This is a genomic window from Caballeronia sp. M1242 (assembly GCF_017220215.1).
Classification (GTDB): domain Bacteria; phylum Pseudomonadota; class Gammaproteobacteria; order Burkholderiales; family Burkholderiaceae; genus Caballeronia.
This window is the reverse complement of sequence record NZ_CP071129.1, coordinates 2,357,782-2,383,988: the sequence shown is the minus strand read 5'-3', so window position 1 is coordinate 2,383,988 and position 26,207 is coordinate 2,357,782. Positions and strand designations below refer to the sequence as shown.

At 64.9% G+C, this 26,207-nt stretch carries 25 protein-coding genes and 1 pseudogene; 17 read left to right on the top strand and 9 right to left on the bottom strand.

From position 1 onward, the window contains the following. The first annotated feature begins 271 nt into the window (after window positions 1-271). The 3 genes and pseudogenes from JYK05_RS11075 (at window position 272) to JYK05_RS11070 (ending at window position 2,677) form a co-directional block, all read left to right on the top strand. Window positions 272-1,525: a ribonucleotide-diphosphate reductase subunit beta gene (locus tag JYK05_RS11075; RefSeq protein WP_206467050.1), complete on the top strand. Its 1,254-nt coding sequence runs from the start codon at window positions 272-274 to the stop codon at window positions 1,523-1,525. 105 nt (window positions 1,526-1,630) lie between these two features. After that, window positions 1,631-1,956: pseudogene (locus tag JYK05_RS26305) on the top strand (hypothetical protein). A gap of 31 nt (window positions 1,957-1,987) precedes the next feature. Next, window positions 1,988-2,677: a histone H1-like DNA-binding protein gene (locus tag JYK05_RS11070; RefSeq protein WP_206467049.1), complete on the top strand. Its 690-nt coding sequence runs from the start codon at window positions 1,988-1,990 to the stop codon at window positions 2,675-2,677. A gap of 250 nt (window positions 2,678-2,927) precedes the next feature. Here JYK05_RS11070 and JYK05_RS11065 read toward each other — a convergent pair whose 3' ends face one another. The 9 genes from JYK05_RS11065 to JYK05_RS11025 form a co-directional block, all read right to left on the bottom strand. Further along, complete coding sequence (locus JYK05_RS11065; RefSeq protein ID WP_175945119.1) at window positions 2,928-3,407, bottom strand: hypothetical protein; 480 nt, start codon at window positions 3,405-3,407, stop codon at window positions 2,928-2,930. A gap of 25 nt (window positions 3,408-3,432) precedes the next feature. Next, the gene (locus JYK05_RS11060) at window positions 3,433-4,371 is read right to left on the bottom strand and encodes a carbohydrate kinase family protein (RefSeq protein ID WP_175945117.1); all 939 of its coding nucleotides are present in this window, start codon (window positions 4,369-4,371) and stop codon (window positions 3,433-3,435) included. Between the two features lie 130 nt (window positions 4,372-4,501). Then, window positions 4,502-5,002 (bottom strand): thiol peroxidase, encoded by a 501-nt coding sequence (gene tpx, locus JYK05_RS11055; protein ID WP_175945115.1) that lies wholly within the window; start codon window positions 5,000-5,002, stop codon window positions 4,502-4,504. A gap of 102 nt (window positions 5,003-5,104) precedes the next feature. Continuing rightward, complete coding sequence (locus JYK05_RS11050; protein ID WP_206467047.1) at window positions 5,105-6,418, bottom strand: zinc-ribbon and DUF3426 domain-containing protein; 1,314 nt, start codon at window positions 6,416-6,418, stop codon at window positions 5,105-5,107. A gap of 61 nt (window positions 6,419-6,479) precedes the next feature. After that, window positions 6,480-7,382, bottom strand: coding sequence for a 50S ribosomal protein L11 methyltransferase (gene prmA, locus JYK05_RS11045; protein WP_206467045.1), 903 nt, complete (start codon window positions 7,380-7,382; stop codon window positions 6,480-6,482). A 23-nt stretch (window positions 7,383-7,405) separates the two neighbouring features. Next, on the bottom strand, window positions 7,406-8,773 hold the full coding sequence (gene accC / locus JYK05_RS11040; RefSeq protein ID WP_175945109.1) for an acetyl-CoA carboxylase biotin carboxylase subunit: 1,368 nt from the start codon (window positions 8,771-8,773) through the stop codon (window positions 7,406-7,408). Window positions 8,774-8,924: 151 nt separating this feature from the next. Next, complete coding sequence (gene accB, locus JYK05_RS11035) at window positions 8,925-9,398, bottom strand: acetyl-CoA carboxylase biotin carboxyl carrier protein (RefSeq protein WP_175945107.1); 474 nt, start codon at window positions 9,396-9,398, stop codon at window positions 8,925-8,927. Window positions 9,399-9,847: 449 nt separating this feature from the next. Beyond that, the gene (locus JYK05_RS11030) at window positions 9,848-10,387 is read right to left on the bottom strand and encodes a TlpA disulfide reductase family protein (protein WP_206467043.1); all 540 of its coding nucleotides are present in this window, start codon (window positions 10,385-10,387) and stop codon (window positions 9,848-9,850) included. Window positions 10,388-10,416: 29 nt separating this feature from the next. Next, window positions 10,417-11,073, bottom strand: coding sequence for a UDP-N-acetylmuramate--alanine ligase (locus JYK05_RS11025; RefSeq protein WP_175945101.1), 657 nt, complete (start codon window positions 11,071-11,073; stop codon window positions 10,417-10,419). Between the two features lie 186 nt (window positions 11,074-11,259). Between JYK05_RS11025 and mpl the strand changes: the two genes are divergently transcribed. The 14 genes from mpl to JYK05_RS10955 all read left to right on the top strand — a co-directional run bounded on the left by mpl (window position 11,260) and on the right by JYK05_RS10955 (window position 26,163). Further along, window positions 11,260-12,675, top strand: coding sequence for a UDP-N-acetylmuramate:L-alanyl-gamma-D-glutamyl-meso-diaminopimelate ligase (gene mpl / locus JYK05_RS11020; RefSeq protein WP_206467042.1), 1,416 nt, complete (start codon window positions 11,260-11,262; stop codon window positions 12,673-12,675). After that, complete coding sequence (locus JYK05_RS11015) at window positions 12,672-13,271, top strand: YqiA/YcfP family alpha/beta fold hydrolase (RefSeq protein ID WP_206467041.1); 600 nt, start codon at window positions 12,672-12,674, stop codon at window positions 13,269-13,271. The genes mpl and JYK05_RS11015 overlap by 4 nt, the downstream gene beginning before the upstream one ends. A 59-nt stretch (window positions 13,272-13,330) precedes the next feature. Next, window positions 13,331-15,382: a ribonuclease catalytic domain-containing protein gene (locus tag JYK05_RS11010; RefSeq protein ID WP_206467040.1), complete on the top strand. Its 2,052-nt coding sequence runs from the start codon at window positions 13,331-13,333 to the stop codon at window positions 15,380-15,382. Then, window positions 15,379-16,236, top strand: a complete 858-nt coding sequence (gene aroE / locus JYK05_RS11005) for a shikimate dehydrogenase (protein WP_175945093.1) — start codon at window positions 15,379-15,381, stop codon at window positions 16,234-16,236. Before JYK05_RS11010 ends, aroE begins: the two co-directional genes overlap by 4 nt. Then, window positions 16,236-16,997 (top strand): monofunctional biosynthetic peptidoglycan transglycosylase, encoded by a 762-nt coding sequence (gene mtgA / locus JYK05_RS11000; RefSeq protein ID WP_206467039.1) that lies wholly within the window; start codon window positions 16,236-16,238, stop codon window positions 16,995-16,997. Before aroE ends, mtgA begins: the two co-directional genes overlap by 1 nt. A gap of 336 nt (window positions 16,998-17,333) precedes the next feature. After that, window positions 17,334-18,248: an IclR family transcriptional regulator gene (locus JYK05_RS10995; RefSeq protein ID WP_241269802.1), complete on the top strand. Its 915-nt coding sequence runs from the start codon at window positions 17,334-17,336 to the stop codon at window positions 18,246-18,248. After that, on the top strand, window positions 18,245-19,210 hold the full coding sequence (locus JYK05_RS10990) for a 2-dehydro-3-deoxygalactonokinase (RefSeq protein WP_206467038.1): 966 nt from the start codon (window positions 18,245-18,247) through the stop codon (window positions 19,208-19,210). The genes JYK05_RS10995 and JYK05_RS10990 overlap by 4 nt, the downstream gene beginning before the upstream one ends. Window positions 19,211-19,248: 38 nt before the next feature. After that, on the top strand, window positions 19,249-19,926 hold the full coding sequence (locus JYK05_RS10985) for a 2-dehydro-3-deoxy-6-phosphogalactonate aldolase (protein ID WP_206467036.1): 678 nt from the start codon (window positions 19,249-19,251) through the stop codon (window positions 19,924-19,926). Next, window positions 19,923-20,702 carry an SDR family oxidoreductase gene (locus JYK05_RS10980; RefSeq protein WP_206467034.1) on the top strand — a complete coding sequence of 260 codons (780 nt, stop codon included), beginning with the start codon at window positions 19,923-19,925 and terminating at the stop codon, window positions 20,700-20,702. Before JYK05_RS10985 ends, JYK05_RS10980 begins: the two co-directional genes overlap by 4 nt. Before the next feature lie 130 nt (window positions 20,703-20,832). Next, a complete protein-coding gene (locus JYK05_RS10975; protein WP_206467033.1) occupies window positions 20,833-21,840 on the top strand; it encodes an arabinose ABC transporter substrate-binding protein in 1,008 nt (335 codons plus the stop codon). Window positions 21,841-21,898: 58 nt separating this feature from the next. Continuing rightward, window positions 21,899-23,413, top strand: coding sequence for an L-arabinose ABC transporter ATP-binding protein AraG (gene araG / locus JYK05_RS10970; protein WP_206467032.1), 1,515 nt, complete (start codon window positions 21,899-21,901; stop codon window positions 23,411-23,413). 26 nt (window positions 23,414-23,439) lie between these two features. Beyond that, window positions 23,440-24,456: an L-arabinose ABC transporter permease AraH gene (araH, locus tag JYK05_RS10965; RefSeq protein WP_206467031.1), complete on the top strand. Its 1,017-nt coding sequence runs from the start codon at window positions 23,440-23,442 to the stop codon at window positions 24,454-24,456. A gap of 16 nt (window positions 24,457-24,472) precedes the next feature. Then, entirely contained in the window at window positions 24,473-25,261 is a 789-nt protein-coding gene (locus tag JYK05_RS10960; protein ID WP_206467030.1) for an SDR family NAD(P)-dependent oxidoreductase, read from the top strand. After that, the gene (locus JYK05_RS10955) at window positions 25,252-26,163 is read left to right on the top strand and encodes an SMP-30/gluconolactonase/LRE family protein (RefSeq protein WP_206467029.1); all 912 of its coding nucleotides are present in this window, start codon (window positions 25,252-25,254) and stop codon (window positions 26,161-26,163) included. Before JYK05_RS10960 ends, JYK05_RS10955 begins: the two co-directional genes overlap by 10 nt. The last annotated feature ends 44 nt before the right edge of the window (window positions 26,164-26,207 follow it).

The window sequence follows — 26,207 nt, the reverse complement described above, 5'->3', positions numbered from 1 at the left end:
ATCGAAGCATCGACCGAATCATCGATCGAAGCATTGAAGCCACGCAGTCCGATCACACATCGCAACGCTTGAAGAGAGTCGATGAGGACCGCTTCACACCCGTCTTCCTCTTGCTCGCATCACGCATGAAAGACCATGCGCAGAGCCAAGTGTTGTATGCAGGTAGCAACGCTGAATCCAAATCGCTAGAAAACGAGAATTTTCATGAGCAAGCTCTTTTATCGCTCATGAAAAGATGGTACAAACCGATCTAAATTGATGGTGAGAATTTATGCTCAACTGGGATGACGAGACCACTGCCGTAACTCCGTCGAGCGGTTCGCAACACAACACGTTGCGCAACGCTCAAGGCACGGCTTTCGGTACGCAGAGCGCAGCGCATGCTGCCCAATCGTTCGATCATCAAGCCGCCCATCAGACTGCCCAGGCGCAGAACATCTTCTCGGATGGCTTCGTGCCTCCCGCAGCCGCCACGCCTTCCGCTGGCGCCATCGCCGCGCAGAGCGAAGCGCGCGTCAACGTCGCCGACAAGCGCATCATCAACGGCAAGACCGACGTCAACCAGCTCGTGCCGTTCAAGTACAAGTGGGCGTGGGAGAAGTACCTCGCCGGTTGCGCGAATCACTGGATGCCGCAGGAAGTGAACATGTCGCGCGACATCGCCCTGTGGAAAGACCCGAGCGGTCTGTCCGACGACGAGCGCCGCATCGTCAAGCGCAACCTCGGCTTCTTCGTCACGGCCGACTCGCTCGCCGCGAACAACATCGTGCTCGGCACGTATCGCCACATCACCGCTCCGGAGTGCCGCCAGTTCCTGCTGCGCCAGGCGTTCGAAGAGGCGATCCACACGCATGCGTATCAGTACATCGTCGAATCGCTCGGCCTCGACGAAAGCGAGATCTTCAACGCGTATCACGAGGTCAAGTCGATCCGTGACAAGGACGAGTTCCTGATCCCGTTCATCCAGACGTTGACCGACCCGGCCTTCACCACCGGCACGCTGGAAGCGGACCAGAAATTGCTCAAGTCGTTGATCGTGTTCGCCTGCATCATGGAAGGGCTCTTCTTCTATGTGGGCTTCACGCAGATTCTGGCGCTGGGTCGCCAGAACAAAATGACGGGCGCGGCGGAGCAGTATCAGTACATCCTCCGCGATGAATCGATGCACTGCAACTTCGGCATCGACCTCATCAACCAGATCAAGCTCGAAGAGCCGCAACTGTGGACCGCCGAATTCAAGGCGGAGATTCGCGAGCTCTTCAAGCAAGCTGTCGATCTTGAATATCGCTACGCTGAAGACACCATGCCGCGCGGGGTTCTCGGCCTGAACGCGTCGATGTTCAAGAGCTACTTGCGGTTCATCTGCAATCGGCGTTGCCAGCAGATCGGCCTGGACCCGCTCTACCCGAACGAGGAAAACCCGTTCCCGTGGATGAGCGAAATGATCGACTTGAAGAAGGAACGCAACTTCTTCGAGACACGCGTGATTGAGTATCAAACCGGCGGCGCGCTGACCTGGGAATAACAACAAGCCCAGGACGTGTTGCAGACGAAATCGATGGGACGGCGGGGCAGCAGCGTGCGTCATTGCGCGCGCCCCGCCGACAAGGTTTAGGAGAACGGTCGCCTGATGCAAAGTGCGCCTACTGACTTGACGGACCGTGTGGTTCGATTGAAAGACAGGCGTTTTGCGTTCCCTTCAATGGGATGGGCAAACTTCCCCCCGGAAAATGCCGGCGACAAGCTCGCTGGCTCGATCAAGCGATGGCCGGCGCCGTGTATGGGCGCTGACTTAATTTGGCGCGCGGTGCCTCGGGGCACGGCGCGCCTTGCCGTATTCATTAGCGTAAGCAGGTGGGATCAGCGTACGCCGATGAATAATCCGCTTCGTAGCGTGTGCCCTGAGAGCCTCCACGCCAAGAAGCGGGTTTTGACGAAGGGTGTTGTTTGAACTGACTCTCATCTGAAAACCTGAAGGAGAAAAACCATGGCAGTTGCCAAGAAGAAACCCGCCGCGAAAAAAGCTGCAGCAAAGAAAGCCCCCGCCAAGAAAGCCGCCGCACCGGCGAAGAAGGTAGCAGCGAAGAAGGTCGCCGCGAAGAAGGTTGCAGCCAAGAAAGTCGCCGTGAAGAAGGTCGCGGCGAAGAAGGCTGCGCCGGCCAAGAAGGCAGCAGCAAAGAAGGTCGCAACGAAGAAGGTAGCGGCCAAGAAGGCGCCCGCGAAGAAAGCCGCAGCGAAGAAGGTTGCCACCAAGAAGGTAGCCACGAAGAAGGCCGCAGCCAAGAAGGCGCCTGCGAAGAAGGCCGCCGCGAAGAAGGCGCCTGCGAAGAAGGCCGCCGCCAAGAAGGCGCCCGCGAAGAAAGCGGCGGCGAAGAAGGCCGCTGCGAAGAAAGCGCCCGCGAAGAAGGCTCCTGCGAAGAAGGCGTCGGCGAAAACCGCCGCTGCTCCCGCTGCGCCTGCTGCTTCCGCGCCTGCTCCCGCAGCGAAGAAAGCCGAGCCTGCTGCGAAGAAGGCGCCGGCCAAGAAGGCTGCTGCTGCAAAGAAGACGACGGCTGCCGCTCCCGCAACGACGGCTACCACGGTGTCGACGCCCGCTCCGGCGGCTCCGGCCACTGCGGTCAAGACGGCGCTGAACCCGGCGGCGGCATGGCCGTTCCCGACGGGCAGCCGTCCGTAAGTCGCGGCAACGGCAGTCCGAAGCACTGCGGCACACGTCGATGTGCCTTACGACCGGGTAGGCCTACCCGGCCTCGACCCGTCGCCGGTCAACTCCGGCGGCGGGTTGTTCGCTTCGGCGCCCGAAGCAAGTTAGCGCCGTGCTCGCAGCCCGTGACGAACGACAAAAGCGCATGCTTCTTTCGATGCATGCGCTTCTTCGAGCAACCGCAGGCTCGCTGCGATTCCCCGGTCGAATACCTCAGACGAACTCAGTGCGTCACGCGCGTCACGCCGCCGCTCGAGAGCAGCCGTACGCGCTCGCCCGCTTGAAACACTTCGCCATTCGACGTCTGGGTGATGGCGCGCAGATCGCCGTTGTCCAGACGCACGGTGATTTCCAGCCCGTTCTTCGTCGAGACGCTGTTCTCGACCGCGTTGCCCGCGACTGCGCCGGCCAGACCGCCGATGATGCCCGCGATGATCGACCCGTTGCCGCCGCCGATTGCGCTACCCGCCGCGACGCCGCCGAGCGCGCCGCCGCCGATGGCGCCGAGGCCGGTCGGCTGGCCGTTGTTCGAGCTGATCTTCACGCCGCGCACGCTTTCGACGGTCGCCATGCGCACCGTTTCCTCGCGCTGCGCCTGCGACGCCGTGTAGACGTCCGGCGAACTGCTGTTGTAGGCGCAGCCCGTCAGCGCGACTGAGCCGATGAGCGATGCTGCCAGCACGATGCGACTTACCGTTTTCATTCCTTTACTCCCTTCATCCACTCGATCACGACAGGCTGCTTCCGAATGCCTGCTTGAAACGCTCTTCGATTTCGGCGCGCGTCGGCGCATAAGTTTGCGGGCCCTGATGCTCGATCTTCAACGCACCCATCAGACTCGCGAGACGCCCCGTCTTTTCCCAGCCAAGCTTGTTCTCGATGCCGTACAACAGGCCGCCGCGAAATGCGTCGCCGCAACCGGTTGGGTCCACCACTTGCCGCGCCTTCACGGCCGGCACGTCCATCACGCCATCTTCATGATAGATCTGCGCGCCGTGTTCGCCGCGCGTGACGACCAGCGCCTCGACCCGGCTCTTGATGTCTTCGATCGACCAGCCGGTCTTGTTGCTCAACAACTTGGCTTCGTAATCGTTGACCGTCACGTATGTGGCAAGTTCAATCATGCGACAAAGCTCTACACCTTCAAGAATGGGCAAACCCTGACCCGGATCGAAGATGAACGGCACGCCCGCCACCGCAAACTGCTTGGCGTGTTCGCGCATGCCATCCGCGCCGTCCGGCGCCACGATGCCGAGCGTAATGCCCTGCGCTTCGTCGGCGCGGTTCAGGTGCGATTCCATCATCGCGCCGGGGTGGAAGGCGGTGATCTGATTGTTCGCGAGGTCGGTCGTGATGAAGCATTGCGCCGAATGCTGGCCGGGCAGCACGCGCACGTATTCCTTCGACAATCCGAGCGCGTCGAGCCGGTCGATATAGAGCTGCGCGTCCGCTTCGCCGAGCGTCGCCATGATCTTCGCATCGCCGCCGAGCAGCTTCAGCGCATACGCGATGTTGCCCGCGCAGCCGCCGAAGTTGCGCCGCATCGTCGGCACCAGGAAGCTGATGTTCAGCATGTGCACCTGGTCCGGCAAGATGTGGTCGCCGAAGCGGCCCTGGAAGGTCATGATGTTGTCGTAGGCGAGCGAGCCGCAGATAAGCGTAGCCAAGGCGAACGTCCTTATTAGTTAGGCGCGAGGAAAGAGTAGCGCATACGGCGCGCGGCGGCGTTGGCATCGGCCGAACCGAAAGACCGCCGCGTCCCGTATGCGGACCGCCGCAGCGGTCCGTCGATGCACTTTACTTCAGTGCGGCGAGCGCCGAATCGTAGTTCGGCTCGTTCTTGATTTCCGGCACGAGTTCGGCGTGTACCACCTTGTCGTTTTCGTCCAGCACGACGACCGCGCGCGCGGTCAGCCCTTTGAGCGGACCGCTCGTCACGTCCACGCCGTACGACTGCGCGAACTCGTGGCCGCGGAACGTCGAGGCCGTCACCACGTTAGCCAGACCTTCCGTCGTGCAGAAACGCTTGGCCGCGAAGGGCAGGTCGCCGGAGACGACGAGCACCACGGTGTTGTCCAGCTTGCCGGCCGCTTCGTTGAACTTGCGCGTCGACGTGGCGCACGTGGGCGTGTCGAGGCTCGGCACGATGTTCAGCACCTTGCGCTTGCCCGCGAAGCTCGCGAGCGTGATATCGCCGAGATCCGCGCCGACGAGCGTGAACGCGGGCGCTTGCTGTCCTTCGCTCGGGAACGTGCCGCTGACTTCGATCGGGTTGCCGCCGAGGGTAACTTGACTCATGTTGCGCTCCAGAGGATGTGTCAGATGCTGACGGGAACTGTGCGACCGGCTCGTGCTGCCGGGTCGCGTCTTGAAAAGCCGGGCGCTCGCGCCACTATCCGGTTACGGATAGAAGACCTGCACCCGGTAATTCGCGGCGACGGCATCGCCCGTATCCAGCCGGACGACGACCGGTTGCGCGCTTTGCGGCGGAAGGCCGATGGCGAATATCGTACCCGGTCGCGCGTAATCCTGCGGCCACAGCACGCGGCGAATGGCGACGTCGCTCTTGTCGTCGAGCAGCGTGAGTTCGAGCGCCGGATAGGCAAGCGCCACATCCGAGCGGTTGCGCAGCATGAGCTTCAGTTCGAGCTTGTGCGGGCCGTCCACCTGACGCAAGCCGGAGCTCTCGATTTGCAAACCGGAGATGTAACGCGGCGGCGAAATCGCGCAGCCGATCTGGTCGCAGATACTGACGTAAAACGCATGCGTGCCGGGGACATTCACCATGATCGTTTCGCGTTGCCACCAGGCGAACTGGACCAGGAGCAGCAACGCGAGCAAGACTGCAATGACGATACCGAGCGCACGCAAGCCCTTGCGCGCAGACTTCGCCGGTGGCGTCGTCTCGATGCGCGGTTCCCGCGAGACCGGAAACGCTTCGTTGGCGCTCGGCGGGTGCGCGGTGCCGAGACCGGCCGGCCGCGCGCCGAAGCCGGGCTCGTCCTCGTCCCATGCGGAAGCCGGCGTCGGGGGCGGGGTCGGGGTAGCGGCGGGGCGCGCGCGCGGCGGTTCGGGCCGGTTTTGTGCCGGACCGATGAAAGGCTCCGCGCGGTCGTCGAGCGGATCGACAAAGCGCGAGGGCGGCGGCGCGGGTTCCGGGCGCCTCGGCGCTTCGCTTCTGGTGGGCGGCGCGGATGCGTCGTCGTTGAGCGGCGTGCCGGACACGGCCACCGGCTTCACGCGGCCGAGCGGCACCGGTTCGACGACAGGCTCGGCGTCGGGTTCGTTCGCGGCGTCCTTGCGCGGCACGTTGCGTTCGGGCGGCGGCATCGACGCGCCGGCGAATGCGGGTGCCTTTGCATGCACGGTCGGATCGTTGTCCTCTTTCGCCGGGGGCGGCGAGAAGGACTTCGCGGCCGACTTGTTGCCGAGATCGAGCTGACGCGGCACTGCCAGCGTGGGCGGCACGCTCGTGGCTTCCTTTTTCGACGACGAGAACGTCGAAGGCCCGACCGCGACTTCATCGTCGATCAGCGCGGCGTGCTGCGCTTCGTCGGCTTCGGCCGACTCGTCCGGCAACTCGAACCGATGATGCGCGGCGTCGAAAACTTCCTGGCAATGGCCGCAACGCACCCGCCCGTCATGCGGCGCGAGCAGATGCGGATCGAGCTTGAAAACGGTTTCGCAGTGTGGGCAGCGGGTAGCCAGCGCCATAGGAAGTGCCAGTGGAAAGTGCCAGCGGCCTCACGGCCGAAACGGTGACGATGGCGCTATTCTAAAGGCTTTCGCGCCGCGTTCCGGCAAGGCACACCCAGCCTTCGTGCTCGCGCCAGACGCCGATGTCGATCCACTTCGCATAGACCGCCGCGACCTCGTCGGCCTGGCGCGCGAGGATGCCCGACAGCGCGATCCGCCCGCCCGGCTTCACCTTCGCGGCGAGCATCGAGGCCATGAGTTTGAGCGGATTCGAGAGGATATTGGCGACCACGATATCGAACTCGCCGGCGGGGCAGTCGTCGGGCAGGCCGTAGGTGACGTCCGCGTGATTGCGCTCGCTGTTCTGGCGCGCGGACTCGACCGCTTGCGGGTCGATGTCGATGCCATAGACCGGATTTGCGCCGCACTTCTTCGCGAGAATGGCGAGGATGCCGGAGCCGCAGCCGTAGTCCAGCAACGACTGCCCCGGTTTCACCGATTGCTCCAGCCACTCCATGCACAAACGCGTGGTCGGATGGCTGCCCGTGCCGAACGCGAGGCCCGGATCGAGTTCGAGCACGAGGGCGTCGGGATCGGGCGCGTCGTGCCATGACGGCACGACCCAGATGCGCTCGCCGATGGCAATCGGATCAAACTGCGCCTGCGTCAGACGCACCCAGTCCTGCTCCTCGACTTCGCGCAGCGAGAACGCGGGCGTCGCTTCCAGGCCGATGTCGTTGGACGCCGCGGCGAGCAGTACGGCCGGGTCCGCGTCTTCTGCGAGCAGCGCGACCACGCGCGAACGCTTCCACGCGCTGCGCTCGGGCGTGAGCCCCGGCTCGCCGAAGAGCGGCTGCTCGTCGGGCGTGTCGGCGTCGGCGTCCTCGACGGACACCGAAAGCGCGCCCATGTCCAGCAGCGCATCCGACAGCGCCTCCGCGTGCTCGCGGTCCAGCTCGGCGATCAGTTCCCGGTAACTCATGCTCGTTTCTCTGCCAAGGCGCTTCAGGACTCTTCGGCTACCGCCGCCTGACGCGCGGCGAGCTTGTTTTCGAGGTAATGGATGCTCGTGCCGCCTTCGACGAACTTGGCGTCGATCATCAGTTCGCGATGCAGCGGAATGTTGGTCGAGATGCCTTCCACGACCATTTCGGACAGCGCGATGCGCATGCGGTTGATCGCCTGCTCGCGCGTCGCGCCGTACGCGATCAGCTTGCCGATCATCGAATCGTAGTTCGGCGGGACGAAATAGCCGTTGTACGCGTGCGAATCGACGCGAATGCCCGGGCCGCCCGGCGCGTGCCACGACGTGATGCGTCCCGGCGACGGCGTGAACTTGAACGGATCTTCCGCGTTGATGCGGCATTCGATCGCGTGGCCGCGGAACTGGATGTCCTTCTGGCGCAGCGTGAGCTTCTCGCCAGCGGCAATGCGAATCTGTTCCTGCACGATATCGACGCCCGTGATCAGCTCCGTCACCGGATGCTCGACCTGCACGCGCGTGTTCATTTCGATGAAGTAGAACTCGTTGTTCTCGTACAGGAATTCGAACGTGCCCGCGCCGAGATAGCCCATCTTCTTGCACGCTTCGGCGCAGCGGTCGCCGATGCGGTCGATCAGACGCCGCGCGATGCCCGGCGCCGGCGCTTCTTCGATCACCTTCTGGTGGCGGCGCTGCATGGAGCAGTCGCGCTCGCCGAGCCACAGCGCGTTGCGGAACGAATCCGACAGCACCTGAATCTCGATATGCCGCGGGTTCTCCAGGAACTTCTCCATGTAGACCTGCGGATTGCCGAACGCGCGGCCCGCTTCTTCACGCGTCATGTTCACCGCGTTGACGAGCGCCGCTTCGGTATGGACCACGCGCATGCCGCGACCGCCGCCGCCGCCCGCCGCCTTGATGATGACGGGATAGCCGACCGCGCGCGCAATTTTCACGATCTCTTTCGGATCTTCCGGCAACGCGCCTTCCGAACCCGGCACGCACGGCACGCCGGTCTTGATCATGGTCTGCTTGGCGGTGACCTTGTCGCCCATCAGGCGAATGGTTTCCGGACGCGGGCCGATGAACGTGAAGCCCGATTGCTCGACGCGCTCGGCGAAATCCGCGTTCTCGGAAAGAAAGCCGTAGCCGGGATGGATGGCTTCGGCGTCGGTGACTTCGGCCGCGCTGATGAGCGCGGGCATGTTCAGATACGACAGATTCGACGGCGCCGGTCCGATGCAGACGGCTTCGTCGGCGAGCTTCACGTACTTCGCTTCCTTGTCGGCTTCTGAATAGACGACGACTGTCTTGACGCCCAGTTCGCGGCACGCGCGCTGGATGCGAAGCGCGATTTCGCCGCGGTTCGCAATGAGAATTTTTTCAAACATGGCAGTGGGTCGGCTCATCAACGGGCACGCGCGAGCGGCCCTCGGGATTCGAATCGGCGGCGCGCGCAACCGGATGCTTGCGGATGGCGCGCGCCGGCGCGGTGAAGCCGGGCGGACCGGAGCGAGGCGTCCGGCGCACGGCCCGACGCGCTTAGTCGCCGATCACGAAGAGCGGCTGGCCGTACTCGACCGCTTGACCGTTCTCGACAAGAATTTCCTTCACGACGCCGGACTTGTCCGATTCGATTTCGTTCAGAAGCTTCATGGCTTCGATGATGCACAGCGTCTGGCCTTCCTTGACCGTATCGCCGACCTGCACGAAAGGATCGGCGCCCGGCGACGGCGCGCGGTAGAACGAGCCGACCATCGGCGAGGTCACGACGTGGCCCTGCGGCGCGGCGGCGCTCGCGGCGGCGCCAGCGCTCGCGCCGGCATCGCCCGATGCGGATGCGCTCGGTGCGGCTTGCGCCTGCACTTGCGGCGCGTATTGCTGCGGCGCCTGCATATAGACGGGCGCCGCGTTCTTGACGATGCGAACCTTGCCTTCGCCCTCCGTCACTTCCAGCTCCGAGATGCCGGATTCCGAGACGAGGTCGATCAGCGTTTTCAGTTTACGAAGGTCCATCGAAAAATCCCCTTTCAATACTTGGAGACCGGGACTGCCCGGTGCTTGACTTGATTTGTGGGTGTGTTCTGTGCGTCAGCCGCGTGCCGGCGCGGCCATCATCCGGTGCGCGCGGGCGTGCGGCACGGCGCGCCCGCGGCGAAACTGGCGGCGAAGCGACCTGTCATTTGGGGCGCGGTGGCTCGGCCGGCGCCGCTTTCGCTGGCGGCGGAACGGGCGGCTGCGTGGCCTTGCTGCACCGGCGGAATAGTCATGGTCGCTTCGGGTTGTGCGGAATTCGGCGCACTTTAGCGCCGTTTAGAGAATTTTGTCTAGTTTTACAGCGCGACAGACCGTGCTCGTTCGCGCGTGCGACCCGACATTATCGCAGCGAAACAGAGAAGATACAGCAAACGTCCGGCAACTAGCTGCTTAATCCCGCGAACGTCAGCCGAAGTCGCAGCGAATTTTTACAGCGCGTCGAGCGCGTGGCGCAGTTCGGCTTCGTTGACTTCGCCGAGCTTGGTCGAGTGAACCACGCCCTTGCTGTCGATGACGACGGTGAACGGCAGGCCGCCCGCGTTGTTGCCGAAGCTACGCGCAAGGTCCGCGCCACCAAAGCCGGTAACGTAGACGGGATAGTCGACCGGGACCTTCTTTAAGAAATCGTTGACGTTCTTCTCGCTGTCCACGCCCAGCCCGATGAACGTGATGCCCTTCTTCTGATATTCGCGCTGCAAGGCCGAAAGCGTCGGCATTTCCTTGACGCACGGTCCGCACCACGACGCCCAGAAATTCACGACGACCGGCTTGCCCTTGTATGCCGCGAGCGGTTGCGACGTGCCGGACGCGGCGGGCGGCGTGATCTTCCACAGTTGATCGACGGCGTTTCCGCCCGGCTGCGTCGCAGCTTCGGTGTCGTTGCCGGTAAGCAGATGACCTGCGTAGAAGCCGCCGACCGTCGCGGCGATGGCGACCGCCAGGGCCGCAAAGATACGTGTGCTGTTCATGGAGGTGAGATTGAAAGCGCCTTGCCGTTTCACTCGCCAATGTAAAGCGGCGGGCGATCCGGATCGTCGGATTGATCGAGCAGCGCGCGCACGGCGGCGGCGTTCGCGCGGGCGAGCCGGCCGCGTCCGTCGGCGCGCACCGCGCCGCGCAGATCCACGGTGGTGTAGAGCGCGATGTGGACCCCGATCGGCTCCTCGCCGCGCAAGCGATGCAGAAAGCTCAATGTCTCCACATAACCGCGCCCCGCGAAGTGCCGCGTCTCCGAGACGTCGTATTGAATATTGGCGTTGAGCAGATAGATCGCGACTTCCTTCGGGTTGTCGCAGAAGCATTGAAGATGAATATCCGAATGCTCGCCCGCCGTGCCGTTGAGCACCGCGCCGGTCAGATACGGATCGTAGGGCTTCAGGCGCTCCATCCATTCGAGCGCGGTTTCGCGCATGCGGCGCAGCACGGCGGGCTGGCTGTCGCTCTGGAAAATCGCCTGATATTCGCGGATTTCCTCTTCGATCTGATCGTTGTCGGGCAAAAACTCGCCGCCGATCTTGCTTTCGCCCACCACGAGCCGCGCCGCTTTGCGCTTGGCGGTGGAGTAGTCGAGACCGTCTTCGGCGATCATTCTCGCGGCCGCGATCGCGATTTCCTCGCGCACGCGCTGCGGATCGATATGTGATTTGCGAACCATGGGGGCATCATACTAGATAACGTCTGGGCGTCCGGCGGGGGCGGCGGCCGTGGCAGCCCTGGCCTCAGGCCGGCGGGCGCGCTCGGTTACAATATGCGCCTCCGGGCGCACTCCCGCACGGCTTTTATCCGTGGTGCGCCGTTCCAGTTTTCCGCACTCCATCGCCCGCGCGGCGCGACACGCTTTATGCACATCCACATCATCGGCATCTGCGGCACCTTCATGGGCGGTCTCGCCGTCCTGGCGCGCGAGGCCGGACACAAGGTCACCGGCTGCGACGCCGGCGTCTATCCGCCGATGAGCACCCAGCTCGAAGCACAAGGCATCGAACTGATCGAAGGCTTCGGGCCCGAGCAGATCGAGCTCGCGCCGGACCTCTTCGTCGTCGGCAATGTGGTGTCGCGCGGCAATCCGCTGATGGAAGCCATTCTCGATCGCGGCCTGCCGTACACGTCAGGCCCGCAATGGCTCGGCGAGCATGTGCTTGCGGGGAAATGGGTGCTGGCGGTCGCGGGCACGCACGGCAAGACCACGACAAGCTCCATGCTCGCGTGGCTGCTCGAAGACGCCGGCATGAATCCGGGCTTTCTGATCGGCGGCGTGCCGCTCAACTTCGGCATTTCCGCGCGTTTGACGGATTCGAGCTTCTTCGTGATCGAAGCCGACGAGTACGACACCGCCTTCTTCGACAAGCGTTCCAAGTTCGTCCACTACCGCCCGCGCACGGCGGTGCTCAACAATCTCGAATTCGATCACGCCGATATCTTCCCCGATCTCGCGGCTATCGAAACGCAATTTCATCACCTCGTTCGAACGGTGCCGGGCGTGGGCCGCATCGTCACGAACGGACGCGAGGCGGCGCTCGAGCGCGTGCTCACGCGCGGCTGCTGGTCGGGCGTGGAGCGTTTCGGCGTGGAGGGCGGCTGGCAGGCGCTGCCCGCCGAGGACGGCGCGACCGTCGACGAACAGTTCGCTGTCTACTGGCAAGGCGAGCGGCAGGGCGTGGTCGACTGGCAAGTGCAGGGCGAGCACAATCGCATGAACGCGCTGGCGGCCATCGCGGCGGCGCGCTCGGTCGGCGTGCCGGCGGCGCAGGCGGCGAAGTCGCTCGCGAGCTTTCGCAACGTGAAGCGGCGCATGGAAGTGAAGGGCAGCGTCGACGGCGTGACTGTCTACGACGACTTCGCGCACCATCCGACCGCCATCGAAACGACGGTGGCGGGATTGCGCACGCGCATCGGCGATTCGGGTCACGCGCGCATTCTCGCCGTGCTCGAACCGCGCTCGAACACCATGAAGCTCGGCACGATGAAGGCGCAATTGCCCGCGAGCCTCGCCGGCGCGGACCTCGTCTTCGGCTATGGCGCGCGCGAAGGCCGCGACAAGCTCGGCTGGAATCTGGCGGAGGCGCTGTCCCCGCTCGGCGACAAGGCGCACGCCTTCGACGAAATTGACCCGCTCGTCAAGGCGGTCACCGCCGCCGCGCGCCCGGGCGATCACGTGCTCGTGATGAGCAACGGCGGTTTCGGCGGCGTGCATCAGAAACTGCTCGACGCGCTTTCCGCGCGTCCGTCCGGCACCACGACACGAGGCCCCGCGTGATCCTCTACCTGCACGGCTTTCGCTCGTCTCCCCAATCGTTCAAGGCGCGCGCCATGCGCGCGCGCCTCGCGGAACTTGGCCGGTTGAGCGAATGGCAGTGCCCGGTGTTGCCCGTGTCGCCGTGCGAAGCCATCGCGCTGGCGGAAACCATCGCGAGCACGGCGGCGTCGGACGATGTCACCGTCGTCGGCAGTTCGCTCGGCGGCTATTACGCGACCTATCTCGCGGAAAAGCACGGCTGGCGCGCGGTGCTGCTCAATCCCGCCGTGGTGCCGCAATCGGACCTGAGCGCGTACCTGGGCGAACAGCCGTTGTGGCACGGCGGCGGCAGCATCACCGTGTTGCCGCGCCATCTGGACGAACTGCGCGCGCTCGCCGTCGATGCCATCACGCGGCCCGAGCGCTACTTTCTGATTGCCGCGACCGGCGACGAAGTAATCGACTACCGCACGATGCTCGCGCGCTATCCCGGCGTGCGCACCACGTTGATTCAGGGCAGCAATCACGCGATCAGCGACTTCGCGGACTATCTCGGCGACGTGCTCGCCTTCTGCGATCAGTCGCCGCGCGCGGCCGTCGCGCCCGCGGCGGCATGACGCCTCATTCATCCACCGGCGCATGCCGCGTCCGGTCCACCGTCTTACGAGAGTATTGAGTGAACGTTTTCTTCGAGGAATCGGGTAGTTTCAAGGCCGGCTCGGTCTTGTCGAAACAAGGCGACGCGTTTCAGGTCGAGTTGCCGGGCGGACGCCGCGCAAAGGTGCGCGCGAAAGACGTGCTGATCGAATTCGAGAAGCCCGCCGCCGCCGATCTGATGCAGGAAGCCGACGCCATCGCGCAGGACATCGACCTCGATTTCCTGTGGGAATGCGCGCCCGAGGAAGAGTTTCCGTTCACCGCGCTCGGCGCGGACTACTTCGGCGACAAGTTCGGTCCGAGCGAGCGCGCCGCGCTGGTGCTGCGCATGCACGGCGCGCCGGTGTACTTCCGTCGCAAGGGGCGCGGGCAGTATCAGCGCGCGCCGCAGGAGCAGTTGCAAATGGCGCTCGCGTCGCTGGAGCGCAAGCGCCAGCAGGCGCTCGTGCAGGCGGGCTACGAGGAAGAACTGAAGGCGGGCAAGCTGCCCGAGGCGCTGAAGGACAAGGCCATCGGCCTTCTGACGAAGCCGGACAAGAATTCCATCGAATACAAGGCGCTCGAGGCGGCGGCGGCCGCGCGCGGCATTTCGCAGGCGCGGCTCATGCTCGAATGCGGCGGCATTGCGTCCGCGCGTCAATTGCACGAAGCGCGTTTCCTCGCCGAGTACTTCCCGCACGGCGTCGGCTTCCCGTCCGTGCAGCCCGCGCCGCTGCCCGAAGATTTGCCCGAAGCGGACGTCGAAGCGTTCTCCATCGACGATGTGACGACCACCGAAATCGACGATGCGTTCTCCGTGCAGCATCTGGCGGACGGGCGCGTGCGCATCGGCGTGCATATCGCGGCGCCGGCGCTCGGCATCGCACGCGGCGACACCATCGATTCGATCGCGCGCAGCCGTCTTTCGACGGTCTACATGCCCGGCGACAAGATCACGATGCTGCCCGACAACGTCGTCAATGTCTTCACGCTCGGCGAGGGCGGACTGCGGCCGGCGCTGTCGCTGTACATCATCGTGAATCGCGAGACGCAGGACATCGTCGCGAGCGAAACGCGGGCCGAGCGCGTGTTCATCAAGTCGAATCTGCGCCACAACCATCTCGACGAGCACGTCACCGAAGAAAGCCTCGCCGCCGGCACGGGCGATTATCCGCACAAGGAAGACATCGCCGTGTTGTGGCCGCTCGCGCAGGCGCTTTTCGAAAAGCGCCAGCAAGCCCGCGCGACGTACGGCCTCAAGCGCGAAGTGCAGCGCAACAACGACTTCAACTTCTACGTCGAAGGCGAGCACATCACCATCACGCCGCGCCGTCGCGGATCGCCACTCGACCTGATCGTGGCGGAACTCGCGATTCTCGCGAATTCGTCGTGGGGCGCGTTCCTCAACGATCACGGCGTGCCGGGCATCTACCGCTCGCAGCGCGGCTTCGGCGGTCCCGGCCCCAAGCGCACGCGCATGCAGACGACGCCCGCCCCGCACGAGGGCCTGGGCGTCGCGCAATATGCGTGGAGCACGTCGCCGCTGCGCCGTTACGTCGATCTGGTCAATCAGTGGCAACTGCTCGCGTGCGTGCAGCACGGCGTGACCGCGAAGCTGGCCGCCCCTTTCAAGCCGAAGGACGCGGACCTGTTCGCCGTCGTGCAAGGTTTCGACGATACGTACACCGCTTACGCGGATCATCAGCGCCGCATGGAGTACTTCTGGTGTCTGCGCTGGCTGAAGCAGGAGAACAAGCGGCAGGTTCCGGCGTCGGTGGTGAAGGACGATCTCGTGCGCTTCGAGGAGATCCCGCTGATCCTGCACGTGCCCGGCCTGGGCGTGCATGCGCGCGGCACGCGGGTGATGCTCGAAGTGGTGTCGATCGATGAACTCACCGTCGAGGCGTCGTGTCGTCTGCTGCACGTGATCGACGCGCCGTCCGCGGCCGCGCCCGTCGAAGAAGACGAAGCCGAGGAAGAAATCATCGAAGCCGACGACCTCAGCGCCGAAAGCGAAGCCGAAGCGCAGGCGGAGGCATCGGTGGATGAATCGGCGGAAGCATCGCCGCAGCCACAGGAGCCGAACGCATGAACGCGCCGCAGCCGCGCGACCGGTACGCGGTGATCGGCAATCCGGTCGAGCACAGCAAGTCGCCGTGGATTCACGCGCGCTTTGCCGAACAGACCGGCGAAGCGGTCGAATACGGGCGCATTCTCGGACCGCTCGGCGGCTTCGAGCAGGCAGTCGAAGCGTTCATCGCGTCGGGCGGACGGGGCATGAACGTGACGGTGCCGTTCAAGCTCGACGCCCACGCGTTCGCCGATTCGCTGTCGCCGCGCGCGGCGGCAGCGGGCGCAGTCAACACGCTGTCGTTCACCGAAGACGGCGTGCGCGGCGACAACACCGACGGCGTCGGCCTCGTGCGCGACATCGAAGCGAATCTCGGCGTGAGTCTGGAAGGCGCGCGCGTGCTGCTGCTCGGCGCGGGCGGCGCGGCGCGCGGCGTCGTCTTGCCGATTTTCGACCGGCGGCCGGCGTCGCTCGTCATCGTCAATCGCACGGCGGCGAAGGCGCAGCAACTCGTCGGTCAGTTCGCGCAGGCCGCGCAGGAGGCGAACGTGCGCCTGTCGGGCGGCGGCGCCCACAGCATCGAAAAGACGCGCTACGACGTGATCGTCAACGCGACGGCCGGCAGCCTCGACGCCGCGCTGCCCGAATGCGACGACGCGGCTTTCGGCGCGGGCACGCTCGCCTACGACATGATGTACGGCCCGAAGCCGACGGTCTTCATGCAGCACGCGGAGCGGCTCGGCGCGCGCGCGGCCGACGGCCTCGGCATGCTGGTCGAACAGGCCGCCGAATCGTTCTTCATCTGGCGCGGCGTGCGCCCGGACGGCGGCGCCGTGCTGCGCGAACTGCGTCAGACACTGACGGCAAAAGCCTGATGACCACCGCGCCCGGCCACAGCCGCACGTCGCCGAGCGACCGGCCTACGCGCCGCGCGGTGCGGCTCGGTCCCGCGCGATGGATCGCGTACGGCGTATCCGTCTTCTTCATCGCGGTTCTCGCGACGCAGCTCTACTTCTTCCTTCAGATCGGCGTGTGGACGGTGACGAATCCCGGTTCGACCGCCTTCATGCGCGCCGACGCGTGGACGCTCGCGAAGACGCATCCCGGCATCGCACTGCAACGCACATGGGTGCCATACGACCAGATCTCGCGCAATTTGAAGCGCGCGATCATCGCGTCCGAAGATGCGAACTTCGTCAATAACAACGGCTACGAAACCGACGCCATCTTGCAGGCGTGGGAGAAGAACAAGTCGCGCGGAAAGATCGTCGCGGGCGGCTCGACCATCTCCCAGCAACTCGCGCGCAATCTGTTTTTGTCGCGCGAGAAGAGCTATATCCGCAAGGCGCAGGAGCTGGTGATCACGTGGATGCTCGAGTTCTGGTGGACCAAGGAACGCATCTTCGAGGTCTATCTGAATTCGGTGGAGTGGGGCAACGGCGTCTACGGCGCGGAAGCGGCGGCGCGTTATTACTACAAGACGTCGGCGGCCAAGTTGACGGCGGGACAGAGCGCGCGCCTCGCCGTGATGCTGCCGCGTCCGAAGTACTTCGACGACCATCGCAATTCGGCGTATCTGACGATGCGGGCGCGCGTCATCGCCCGGCGAATGGGCGCCGCCGAACTGCCGGAATAGAATTTAGCTCGCGTCGCTAAACTCGATAAAGCCCTGATCCGTCAGGGCTTTTTTGTTCGCGTGTCGCTTTCAGTTGTCAGCTAGACTCCCATTATGTGAACAGCGCGGTCACATATTGAAGATTTGAGATAGCCGGAACTACAATCCGGTCCAAGCCTTCGACGACACCGCCAGAAGGCACTGCGCAGGCCAGGATGCCTCGCGCCAACAAGAACAAAACCGGAGACACGTCATGCATTCGATCGCCTGCCCGCGCTCGCGGGTCGCGCCGCACGATTCATCCGCCTCACGCGAAAAGCGCGCGCCGTCTTGCTCGCTCATCGAGGGGTGATCGACATGACCAAGCTCCAGCATGCCGATACGGACAACGGCCTCGCCGCCAACGACGCCCGAGCGCGCGAAACCGGCCGCCGCGACGCCGACGCCATCGCGCTGCCGAGCGCGCTCGTCGATGTCACGCCGCAGCAGGCCGGCACGCAGACGCTGTTGCGCGGCCTGGCGATTCTCGAAGCGGCCGCGAACGGCGCGCGCGATCTGCGCTCGTTCAGCGCGGCGCTCGGCACGACGCGCAGCACCACGCACCGGCTCGTAAGTTCGCTCGTGCAGGCGCGGTATCTGCGGCAAGTGCAGGGCGGCTATCTGCTCGGGCCGAAGCTGATCGAACTCGGCACCATCGCGCTCGAACAGATGCCGCTGACGGCGGTCGCGCGTCCGCATCTTCAGGCGCTCGCGCAGCATACGCACGACACGATTCACTTGGGCGTGCGCGACGGCGACGACGTGCTCTACATCGACAAGATTCCCGGCACGCGCGGGCTCGAAATGCGTTCGCGCGTCGGGCACCGCATGCCGCTCGCATCGACGGGCATCGGCAAGGCGATGATGCTCGACCTCGAAGCGAACGCGTGGAAGAAGCTGCTCGACGCGTCGCACCGGGCGCTCGCCCGCACGAGCTTCAAGCCGGAGAACCGCCCGGACGTCGATACGTTTCTTCAACGCATGACGCGCTATTCGCAAGGCGGTTACACCTTCGACCTCGAAGAAAACGAGGCGTCGATTCGCTGCGTCGCCGCGCCCGTGCGCGATGCGTCGGGCGCGATCGTCGCGGCGCTTTCTGTCGCGAGCACTATCCCTTATATGCCGGACGAACGCATGGAAGAACTGATCCCGGTCGTGCAGCGCGAAGCGCGTTCGATCTCCGAAGAACTCGGCTGGCGCGCGCCGCAGGCCAATCGCAGGATCAAGCGATGACCGCGCCCGCTCTCATTGCGCTCGACTGGGGCACCACGTCCCTGCGCGCCTATCTGCTCGGCGACGACGGCACGGCGCTCGACACGCGCGCGTCGTCGGCAGGCATCATGAAGCTGCCCGCCGGCGGCTTCGACGAGGCGTTCGAGGTAACCTGCGGCGCGTGGCTCGACGCGCATCCGCGCTTGCCCGTGATCGCGGCGGGCATGATCGGCAGCGCGCAAGGCTGGATCGAAGCGCCGTATGTCGATACGCCCGCCGACGCCAACGCGCTTGTCTCGGGCATCGTCACGGTGACGGCGGCGCGCGGTGTGATCGTGCGCGTGGTGCCCGGCGTGCTCGAACGCGGCGTGCTGCCGAACGTGATGCGCGGCGAGGAAACGCAAATCGTCGGCGCGCTTTCGGCGGACGCGTCGCTGTCCGCGCCGGGCGGCGCGCTGATCGGCCTGCCCGGCACGCATGCGAAATGGGCGTTCGTCGAAGACGGCCGCATCGAGCGTTTCTACACCTTCATGACCGGCGAGACGTTCGGCGCGCTTCGCGACCACACGATTCTCGGCCGCACGATGCAGCACGGCGCGGCCCCCGATGCGGCCGCGTTCATTCGCGGTGTCGATACCGCGCGCGATGCCGGTCATCCCGGCGTGCTCGCGACCATTTTCAGCACGCGCACGCTGGGCCTCACCGGGCAACTGACGCCCGAACAGCAGCCTGATTACTTGTCGGGACTGCTCATCGGCCATGAACTGCGCGGGCTGAACGAAGTGCTGGCGCGGGATGCGTCGTCGCTCGCAGGCAGGACGCTGCGCCTCATCGGCAACGATGCGCTCTGCGACCGCTATCGCGCCGCGCTCGCGCGTTTCGACTGCCAGGACGCGCAGACGGTCGCGCACGCCACCGAACACGGTCTGTACCGAATCGCCGCGCAAGCCGGGCTCGTGACCGCGCCCGCGAGCGCCGGCTGACGCACGCAGACGAACCCGAACACGCAAGGAGCAAGACGATGCAACCTCACATCAATCTGCCGGGGCCGTACGAGATGCACGCCGGTCTCGCGAAGGCGTTCGCCCAGTGTCCGCTCATCGCAATCCTGCGCGGCGTCACGCCCGCCGATGCCGCCGAGCACGGCCGCGCGCTCTACGAAGCGGGCTTTCGCATCGTCGAGGTGCCGCTCAATTCGCCGCAGCCGTTCGACAGCATCTCGGCGATCCGGCAGGCGCTGCCGGACGACGCCATCGTCGGGGCGGGCACGGTGCTGCATCCGAGCTACGTGGACAACGTGAAGGACGCGGGCGGCGAACTGATCGTGATGCCGCACAGCGACGGCGATGTCGTGCGGGCCGCGAAGGCGCACGGACTCGCGTGCGCGCCGGGCGTGGCCACGCCGAACGAAGGTTTTCTCGCGCTGAAGAACGGTGCGGACGTGCTGAAAATGTTTCCCGCCGAGCAACTCGGCCCGACGGTGGTGAAGGCGTGGCGGGCGGTCATCGCGAAAGAAGTGCCGCTGGTGCCGGTCGGCGGCATCGCGCCGGACAACATGGGGCCGTTTCTCACGGCGGGCGCGAACGGCTTCGGCCTAGGCTCGGCGCTCTACAAGCCGGGGCAAAGCGTGAGCGTGACGGCATCGCACGCGAAGGCGTTCGTCGAAGGACTCGCCATCGCGAAGGGTGAGAAGCGATGAACCGGCTCGCCGGCAAAGTCGCGATGGTCACCGGCGCGGGCCGCGGCATCGGCGCGGCGATCGCGCTGGCGTTCGCGCGCGAAGGCGCGGCGGTCGCGCTCGCGGAACTGGATATCGAGACGGCGCGCGAGACGGCGAAGCGCATCGCCGACGAAACGCAATCCGAGCGCGTCATTGCGGTGCAGACCGACGTGACGCAAAGCGCGTCAGTGAAAGACGCCGTCGCGCAAACGGAAGCGAAGTTCGGCGCGCTCGACACGCTCGTGAACAACGCCGGCATCAACGTGTTCTGCGATCCGCTCACCATGACCGACGACGACTGGCGGCGCTGCTTCGCCGTCGATCTCGACGGCGTGTGGAACGGCTGCCGCGCGGTGCTGCCGGGCATGGTGGAACGCGGCCGGGGCAGCATCGTGAATATCGCCTCGACGCATAGCTTCAAGATCATCCCGGGCTGCTTTCCGTATCCGGTCGCGAAGCACGGCGTCATCGGCCTGACGCGCGCGCTCGGCATCGAATACGCGCCGAACAACGTGCGCGTGAATGCCATCGCGCCGGGTTACATCGAAACGCAATTGACGCTGGACTGGTGGGACTCGCAAGCCGATCCGAAGGCAGCGCGGCAGGCGACGCTCGATCTCCAGCCGATGAAGCGCATCGGCAAGCCGCAGGAAGTCGCGATGACGGCGGTGTTCCTCGCATCGGACGAAGCGCCGTTCATCAACGCGAGTTGCATCACGGTAGATGGCGGGCGTTCCGCGCTCTATCACGACTAAAGACGCACGTATCGAAGAAATGACGCACTGGCCGCGGTGCGGCATCCACGCAGAATGACACGCGGCCACACGCTTTTTACCGCCCGCACGCGGGTATTTTGAGACAACGGAAAAAGTCGGGAGACAAAAGATGAAACGCAGACTGTTCCTCACGCTGATCGCCGCCGCCACGGCCACGAGCGCCACGATGATCGCCGCGCCCGTCGCGCAGGCCGCCGACGACATCAAGATCGGCTTTCTCGTGAAGCAGCCGGAAGAGCCGTGGTTCCAGGACGAATGGAAGTTCGCCGAGACCGCCGCCAAGGAGAAGGGCTTCACGCTCGTGAAGATCGGCGCGCCGTCGGGCGAAAAGGTGATGAGCGCGATCGACAACCTCGCCGCGCAGAAGGCGCAGGGTTTCATCATCTGCACGCCGGACGTGAAGCTCGGGCCGGGCATCGTCGCGAAGGCGAAGGCCGACAAGCTGAAGATGATGACGGTGGATGACCGCCTCGTCGATGGTTCCGGCAAGCCGATCGAGTCGGTGCCGCACATGGGCATTTCGGCCTACAACATCGGCAAGCAGGTGGGCGACGGCATCGCCGCCGAAATCAAGAAGCGCGGCTGGGACATGAAGGATGTCGGCGCGATCGACGTGACTTATGAGCAGTTGCCGACCGCGCATGACCGCACGAGCGGCGCGACCGACGCGCTTCTCGCCGCCGGTTTCCCGAAGGCGAACGTGATCGCCGCGCCGCAAGCGAAGACCGACACGGAGAACGCGTTCAACGCGGCGAACATCGCGCTCACGAAGAACCCGCAGTTCAAGCACTGGGTCGCCTACGGCCTGAACGACGAAGCCGTGCTCGGCGCGGTGCGCGCGGCGGAAGGACGCGGCTTCAAGGCGGACAACATGATCGGCATCGGCATCGGCGGCTCCGATTCGGCGCTCAACGAGTTCAAGAAGCCGAACCCGACGGGCTTCTTCGGCACGGTCATCATCAGCCCGAAGCGTCACGGCGAAGAGACCTCCGAACTGATGTACGCGTGGATCAAGGACGGCAAGGCGCCGCCGCCGCTCACGCTCACGACCGGCATGCTCGCCACGCGTGAGAACGTGTCGTCGGTGCGTCAGCAAATGGGCCTGGCGTCGAACTAAATCCATCGAGGCAGGCGGGCCGCATGACAGCGCGGCCCGCGCAGAACAAGGAGGCGATGTGTCAGCGACGCTGCGTTTTGACAATATCGGCAAGGTGTTTCCAGGCGTGCGCGCGCTCGACGGCGTGTCGTTCGACGTCAACGCCGGCGAAGTTCACGGTTTGATGGGCGAGAACGGCGCGGGTAAATCGACCTTGCTCAAGATTCTCGGCGGCGAGTATCAGCCCGATTCGGGGCGCGTGCTCATCGACGACCGCGAAGTGCATTTCGGGAGCGCCGCGGCTTCGATTGCATCGGGTATCGCGGTGATTCACCAGGAATTGCAGTACGTGCCGGACTTAACCGTCTCCGAGAACCTGCTGCTCGGCGCGCTGCCGAACCGGCTCGGCTGGGTGGACAAGCGCGCGGCGAAAAAGCACGTGCGCGAGCGGCTCGCCGCGATGGGCGTCGATCTCGATCCCAACGCGAAGCTGCGCAAGCTCTCCATCGCGCAGCGGCAGATGGTGGAAATTTGCAAGGCGCTCTTGCGCAATGCACGCGTGATCGCGCTCGACGAGCCGACTTCTTCGCTCTCGCACCGCGAAACCGAGGTGCTGTTCAAGCTCGTGCGCGACCTGAAAGCGGACAAGCGCGCGCTCATCTATATCTCGCACCGCATGGACGAGATCTACGAGCTATGCGACGCCTGCACCATTTTCCGCGACGGCCGCAAGATCGCATCGCATACGCGCTTGGCCGAAGTGCCGCGCGACACGCTCGTGCAGGAAATGGTCGGCCGCGAGATCTCGGATATCTATAACTACCGTCCGCGCAAACTGGGCGACGTGCGCTTCGCGGTGCAGAACGTGCAGGGCGAGGCGCTTTCCGCGCCGGTGAGCTTCGAGGTGCGGCGCGGCGAGATCGTCGGGTTCTTCGGGTTGGTCGGCGCGGGGCGTAGCGAACTGATGCATCTGATCTACGGCGCGGACAAGAAGAAGGAAGGCACGATCCAGCTCGACGGCCAGCCGATCAAGATTCGCAGCACCGGCGAAGCGATTCGCCACGGCATCGTGCTGTGCCCGGAGGATCGCAAGGAAGAGGGCATCGTCGCGATGGCGACTGTCGCGGAGAACATCAACATTTCGTGCCGCCGTCATTTTCTGCGCGCGGGGCTTTTTCTCGACCGCAAGAAGGAAGCCGAGACGGCGGACCGCTTCATCCAGCTTCTGAAGATCAAGACGCCGAGCCGCCGTCAGCGCATCCGCTTTCTGTCGGGCGGCAATCAGCAGAAGGCGATTCTCTCGCGCTGGCTCGCCGAGCCGGATCTCAAGGTCGTGATTCTGGATGAACCGACGCGCGGCATCGACGTCGGCGCGAAGCACGAAATCTACAACGTGATCTATCAACTGGCGGAGCGTGGCTGCGCGATCGTGATGATCTCGTCGGAACTGCCGGAAGTGCTCGGCGTGTCCGACCGCATCGTCGTGATGCGGCAGGGGCGCGTCGCGGGCGAATTGCCGCGCGGACAGGCGAACGAGCAGTCGGTGCTGAGCCTCGCGCTGCCGCAATCGGAGACGGTCGCCGAGGCCGCGTAAAAGTTAAAGGGGACAAGGGACGAATCATGGAAGCCAGAGAAAACATCGTGGGACAGGCTAGCGAAACGGTCGCGAACGCGCTGATCCCGCAGAGAAGCGACAAGCAGAAGTGGTGGCAGCAGATCACGGAATACAGCCTGATCGTGATCTTCATCGTGATGTTCGTCACGATGTCACTGACCGTCGATCACTTTTTCTCCATCGAGAACATGCTCGGGCTGGCGCTGTCGATCTCGCAGATCGGCATGGTCGCCTGCACGATGATGTTCTGCCTCGCCTCGCGCGACTTCGACTTGTCGGTGGGCTCGACCATCGCGTTCGCGGGCGTGCTCTGCGCGATGGTGCTGAACGCGACGAACAACACCTTCATCGCAATCATCGCGGCGGTGGCGGCAGGCTCGGTGATCGGCTTCGTGAACGGCGCGGTGATCGCGTATCTGCGCATCAACGCGCTGATCACCACGCTCGCGACCATGGAAATCGTGCGCGGGCTCGGCTTTATCGTGTCGCACGGGCAGGCGGTGGGCGTGTCGTCGGATACGTTCATCGAACTCGGCAGCCTCACCATGCTCGGCATTTCTCTGCCGATCTGGGTCACGCTCGCGTGTTTCATCGTGTTCGGCGTGCTGCTGAACCAGACGGTTTATGGCCGCAATACGCTGGCTATCGGCGGCAATCCGGAAGCGTCGCGGCTCGCGGGTATCAATGTCGAACGCACGCGCGTATGGATTTTCCTCGTGCAGGGCGCGGTAACGGCGCTCGCAGGCGTTATCCTTGCATCTCGGATCACGTCGGGACAGCCGAACGCGGCGCAAGGTTTCGAACTGAACGTGATTTCGGCCTGCGTGCTCGGCGGCGTCTCGCTGCTCGGCGGCCGCGCGACGATTTCCGGCGTGGTGATCGGCGTGCTCATCATGGGCACGGTCGAGAACGTGATGAACCTGTTGAACATCGACGCGTTCTATCAGTACCTCGTGCGCGGCGCGATTCTGCTCGCTGCCGTGTTGCTAGACCAGTTGAAAAATCGCGGATCGCGCGACTGAAAGGACGGCGAAACATATGACATCCATCGACAAATCCCTCGCGCGCTACCCGAGCCTCGCGGGCAAGACCGTGCTCATCACGGGCGGCGCGACCGGCATCGGCGCGGCGTTCGTCGAGCATTTCTTCGATCAGGGCGCGAAAGTGGCGTTCTTCGATATCGACACCGAAGCCGGCGAGGCGCTGGCCGACCGGCTCGGCGCGGACCTTGGCGCGGACCGCACGCGGCCGATGTTCCTGCGCGTGGACCTGACGGACATCGACGCATTGCGCCAAGGCATCGCGGATGTGCGCGGCGCGCTCGGGCCGATCGGCGTGCTCGTGAACAACGCGGCCAACGACAAGCGTCATACGATTGAGGAAGTCACGCCCGAATCGTTCGATTGGGGCATCGCGGTGAATATCCGTCACCAGTTCTTCGCGGCGCAGGCGGTCGTCGACGACATGAAGCAACTCGGCGGCGGCTCGATCATCAATCTCGGCTCCGTCAGCTGGATGCTTAAGAACCCGAATCTGCCCGTGTACGTGACGGCAAAATCGGCGGTGCAGGGCTTGACGCGCGGTCTCGCGCGCGACCTCGGCAAGTTCGGCATCCGCGCGAATTCGCTGGTGCCCGGCTGGGTGATGACGGAAAAGCAGAAGCGCCTGTGGCTCGACGAGGCGGGCAAGCTCGCGATCAAGCAGGGACAGTGCATCGACGCCGAAGTGCTGCCCGAGCATCTCGCGCGCGCCGCGCTCTTTCTCGCATCGGACGATAGCAGCATGATGACGGCGCAGGAAATCATCATCGACGGAGGATGGGTCTAATGAACCAAAGCGGCGCGACCGATGCAACCGAGGCACGTCTTCTGATCGACAGCCGGTGCGCGCTCGGCGAGGGCGCGACGTGGTGCGCCGCGAGCGGGCGGTTCTACTGGACGGACATCGAAGGCAAGCGGTTCCTGCGATACGATCCGCGCGACGGATCGACCGAAGCCTTCGACATGCCGGAGCGCCTCGCGTGCTTCGCGCTCTGCGCGGACCCGGACGTCGTGCTGCTCGGGCTTGCGTCGCGGCTCGCGTTCTTCCAGTTCTCGACGGGCAAGATCGAGACGATCACGGAAGTGGAAGCCGGCCTGCCGACGCGCCTGAACGACGGCCGCTGCGACCGCGAAGGGCGCTTCGTGTTCGGCACGAAGCACGACGTGGACGATGCAGAGCCGCTCGGCGCTTACTATCGGTTGAACCTGGATTTGTCGCTGGAGCGCCTGCCGCTCGGGCAGTGCGCGATCAACAACAGCACCGCGTTCAGTCCTGACGGCACGACGCTCTACTACTGCGATACGCCGACGCGACGCATTCGCGTCTGCGATTACCCGAGCCTCGCGAACGACCGCGTGTTCGTCGAATTGACGGACGATACCGGCGCGCCCGACGGCTCCACGGTCGACGCAGAAGGCGGCCTGTGGAACGCGCAGTGGGGCGGGCGGCGCGTGGTGCGCTACGCGCCGGATGGCCGCGAGACGGCGCGCATCGAGGTGCCGAGCGCGCAGCCGAGTTGCGTCGCGTTCGGCGGCGACTCGCTCGATACGCTCTTCGTGACGACAGCGCGCATCGGCTTGAGCGAAGACGCGCTCAAGACCGACGCCCACGCAGGCGGCATCTTCACCGCGCAGCCCGGCGTGCGCGGCATCGCGGAGCCGGTTTTCGCGGGCAAGCCGCAAGCATAAGAAACCGAGGCGGCGCGCGATCCGACGCGCCGCCCGTCCAGCCC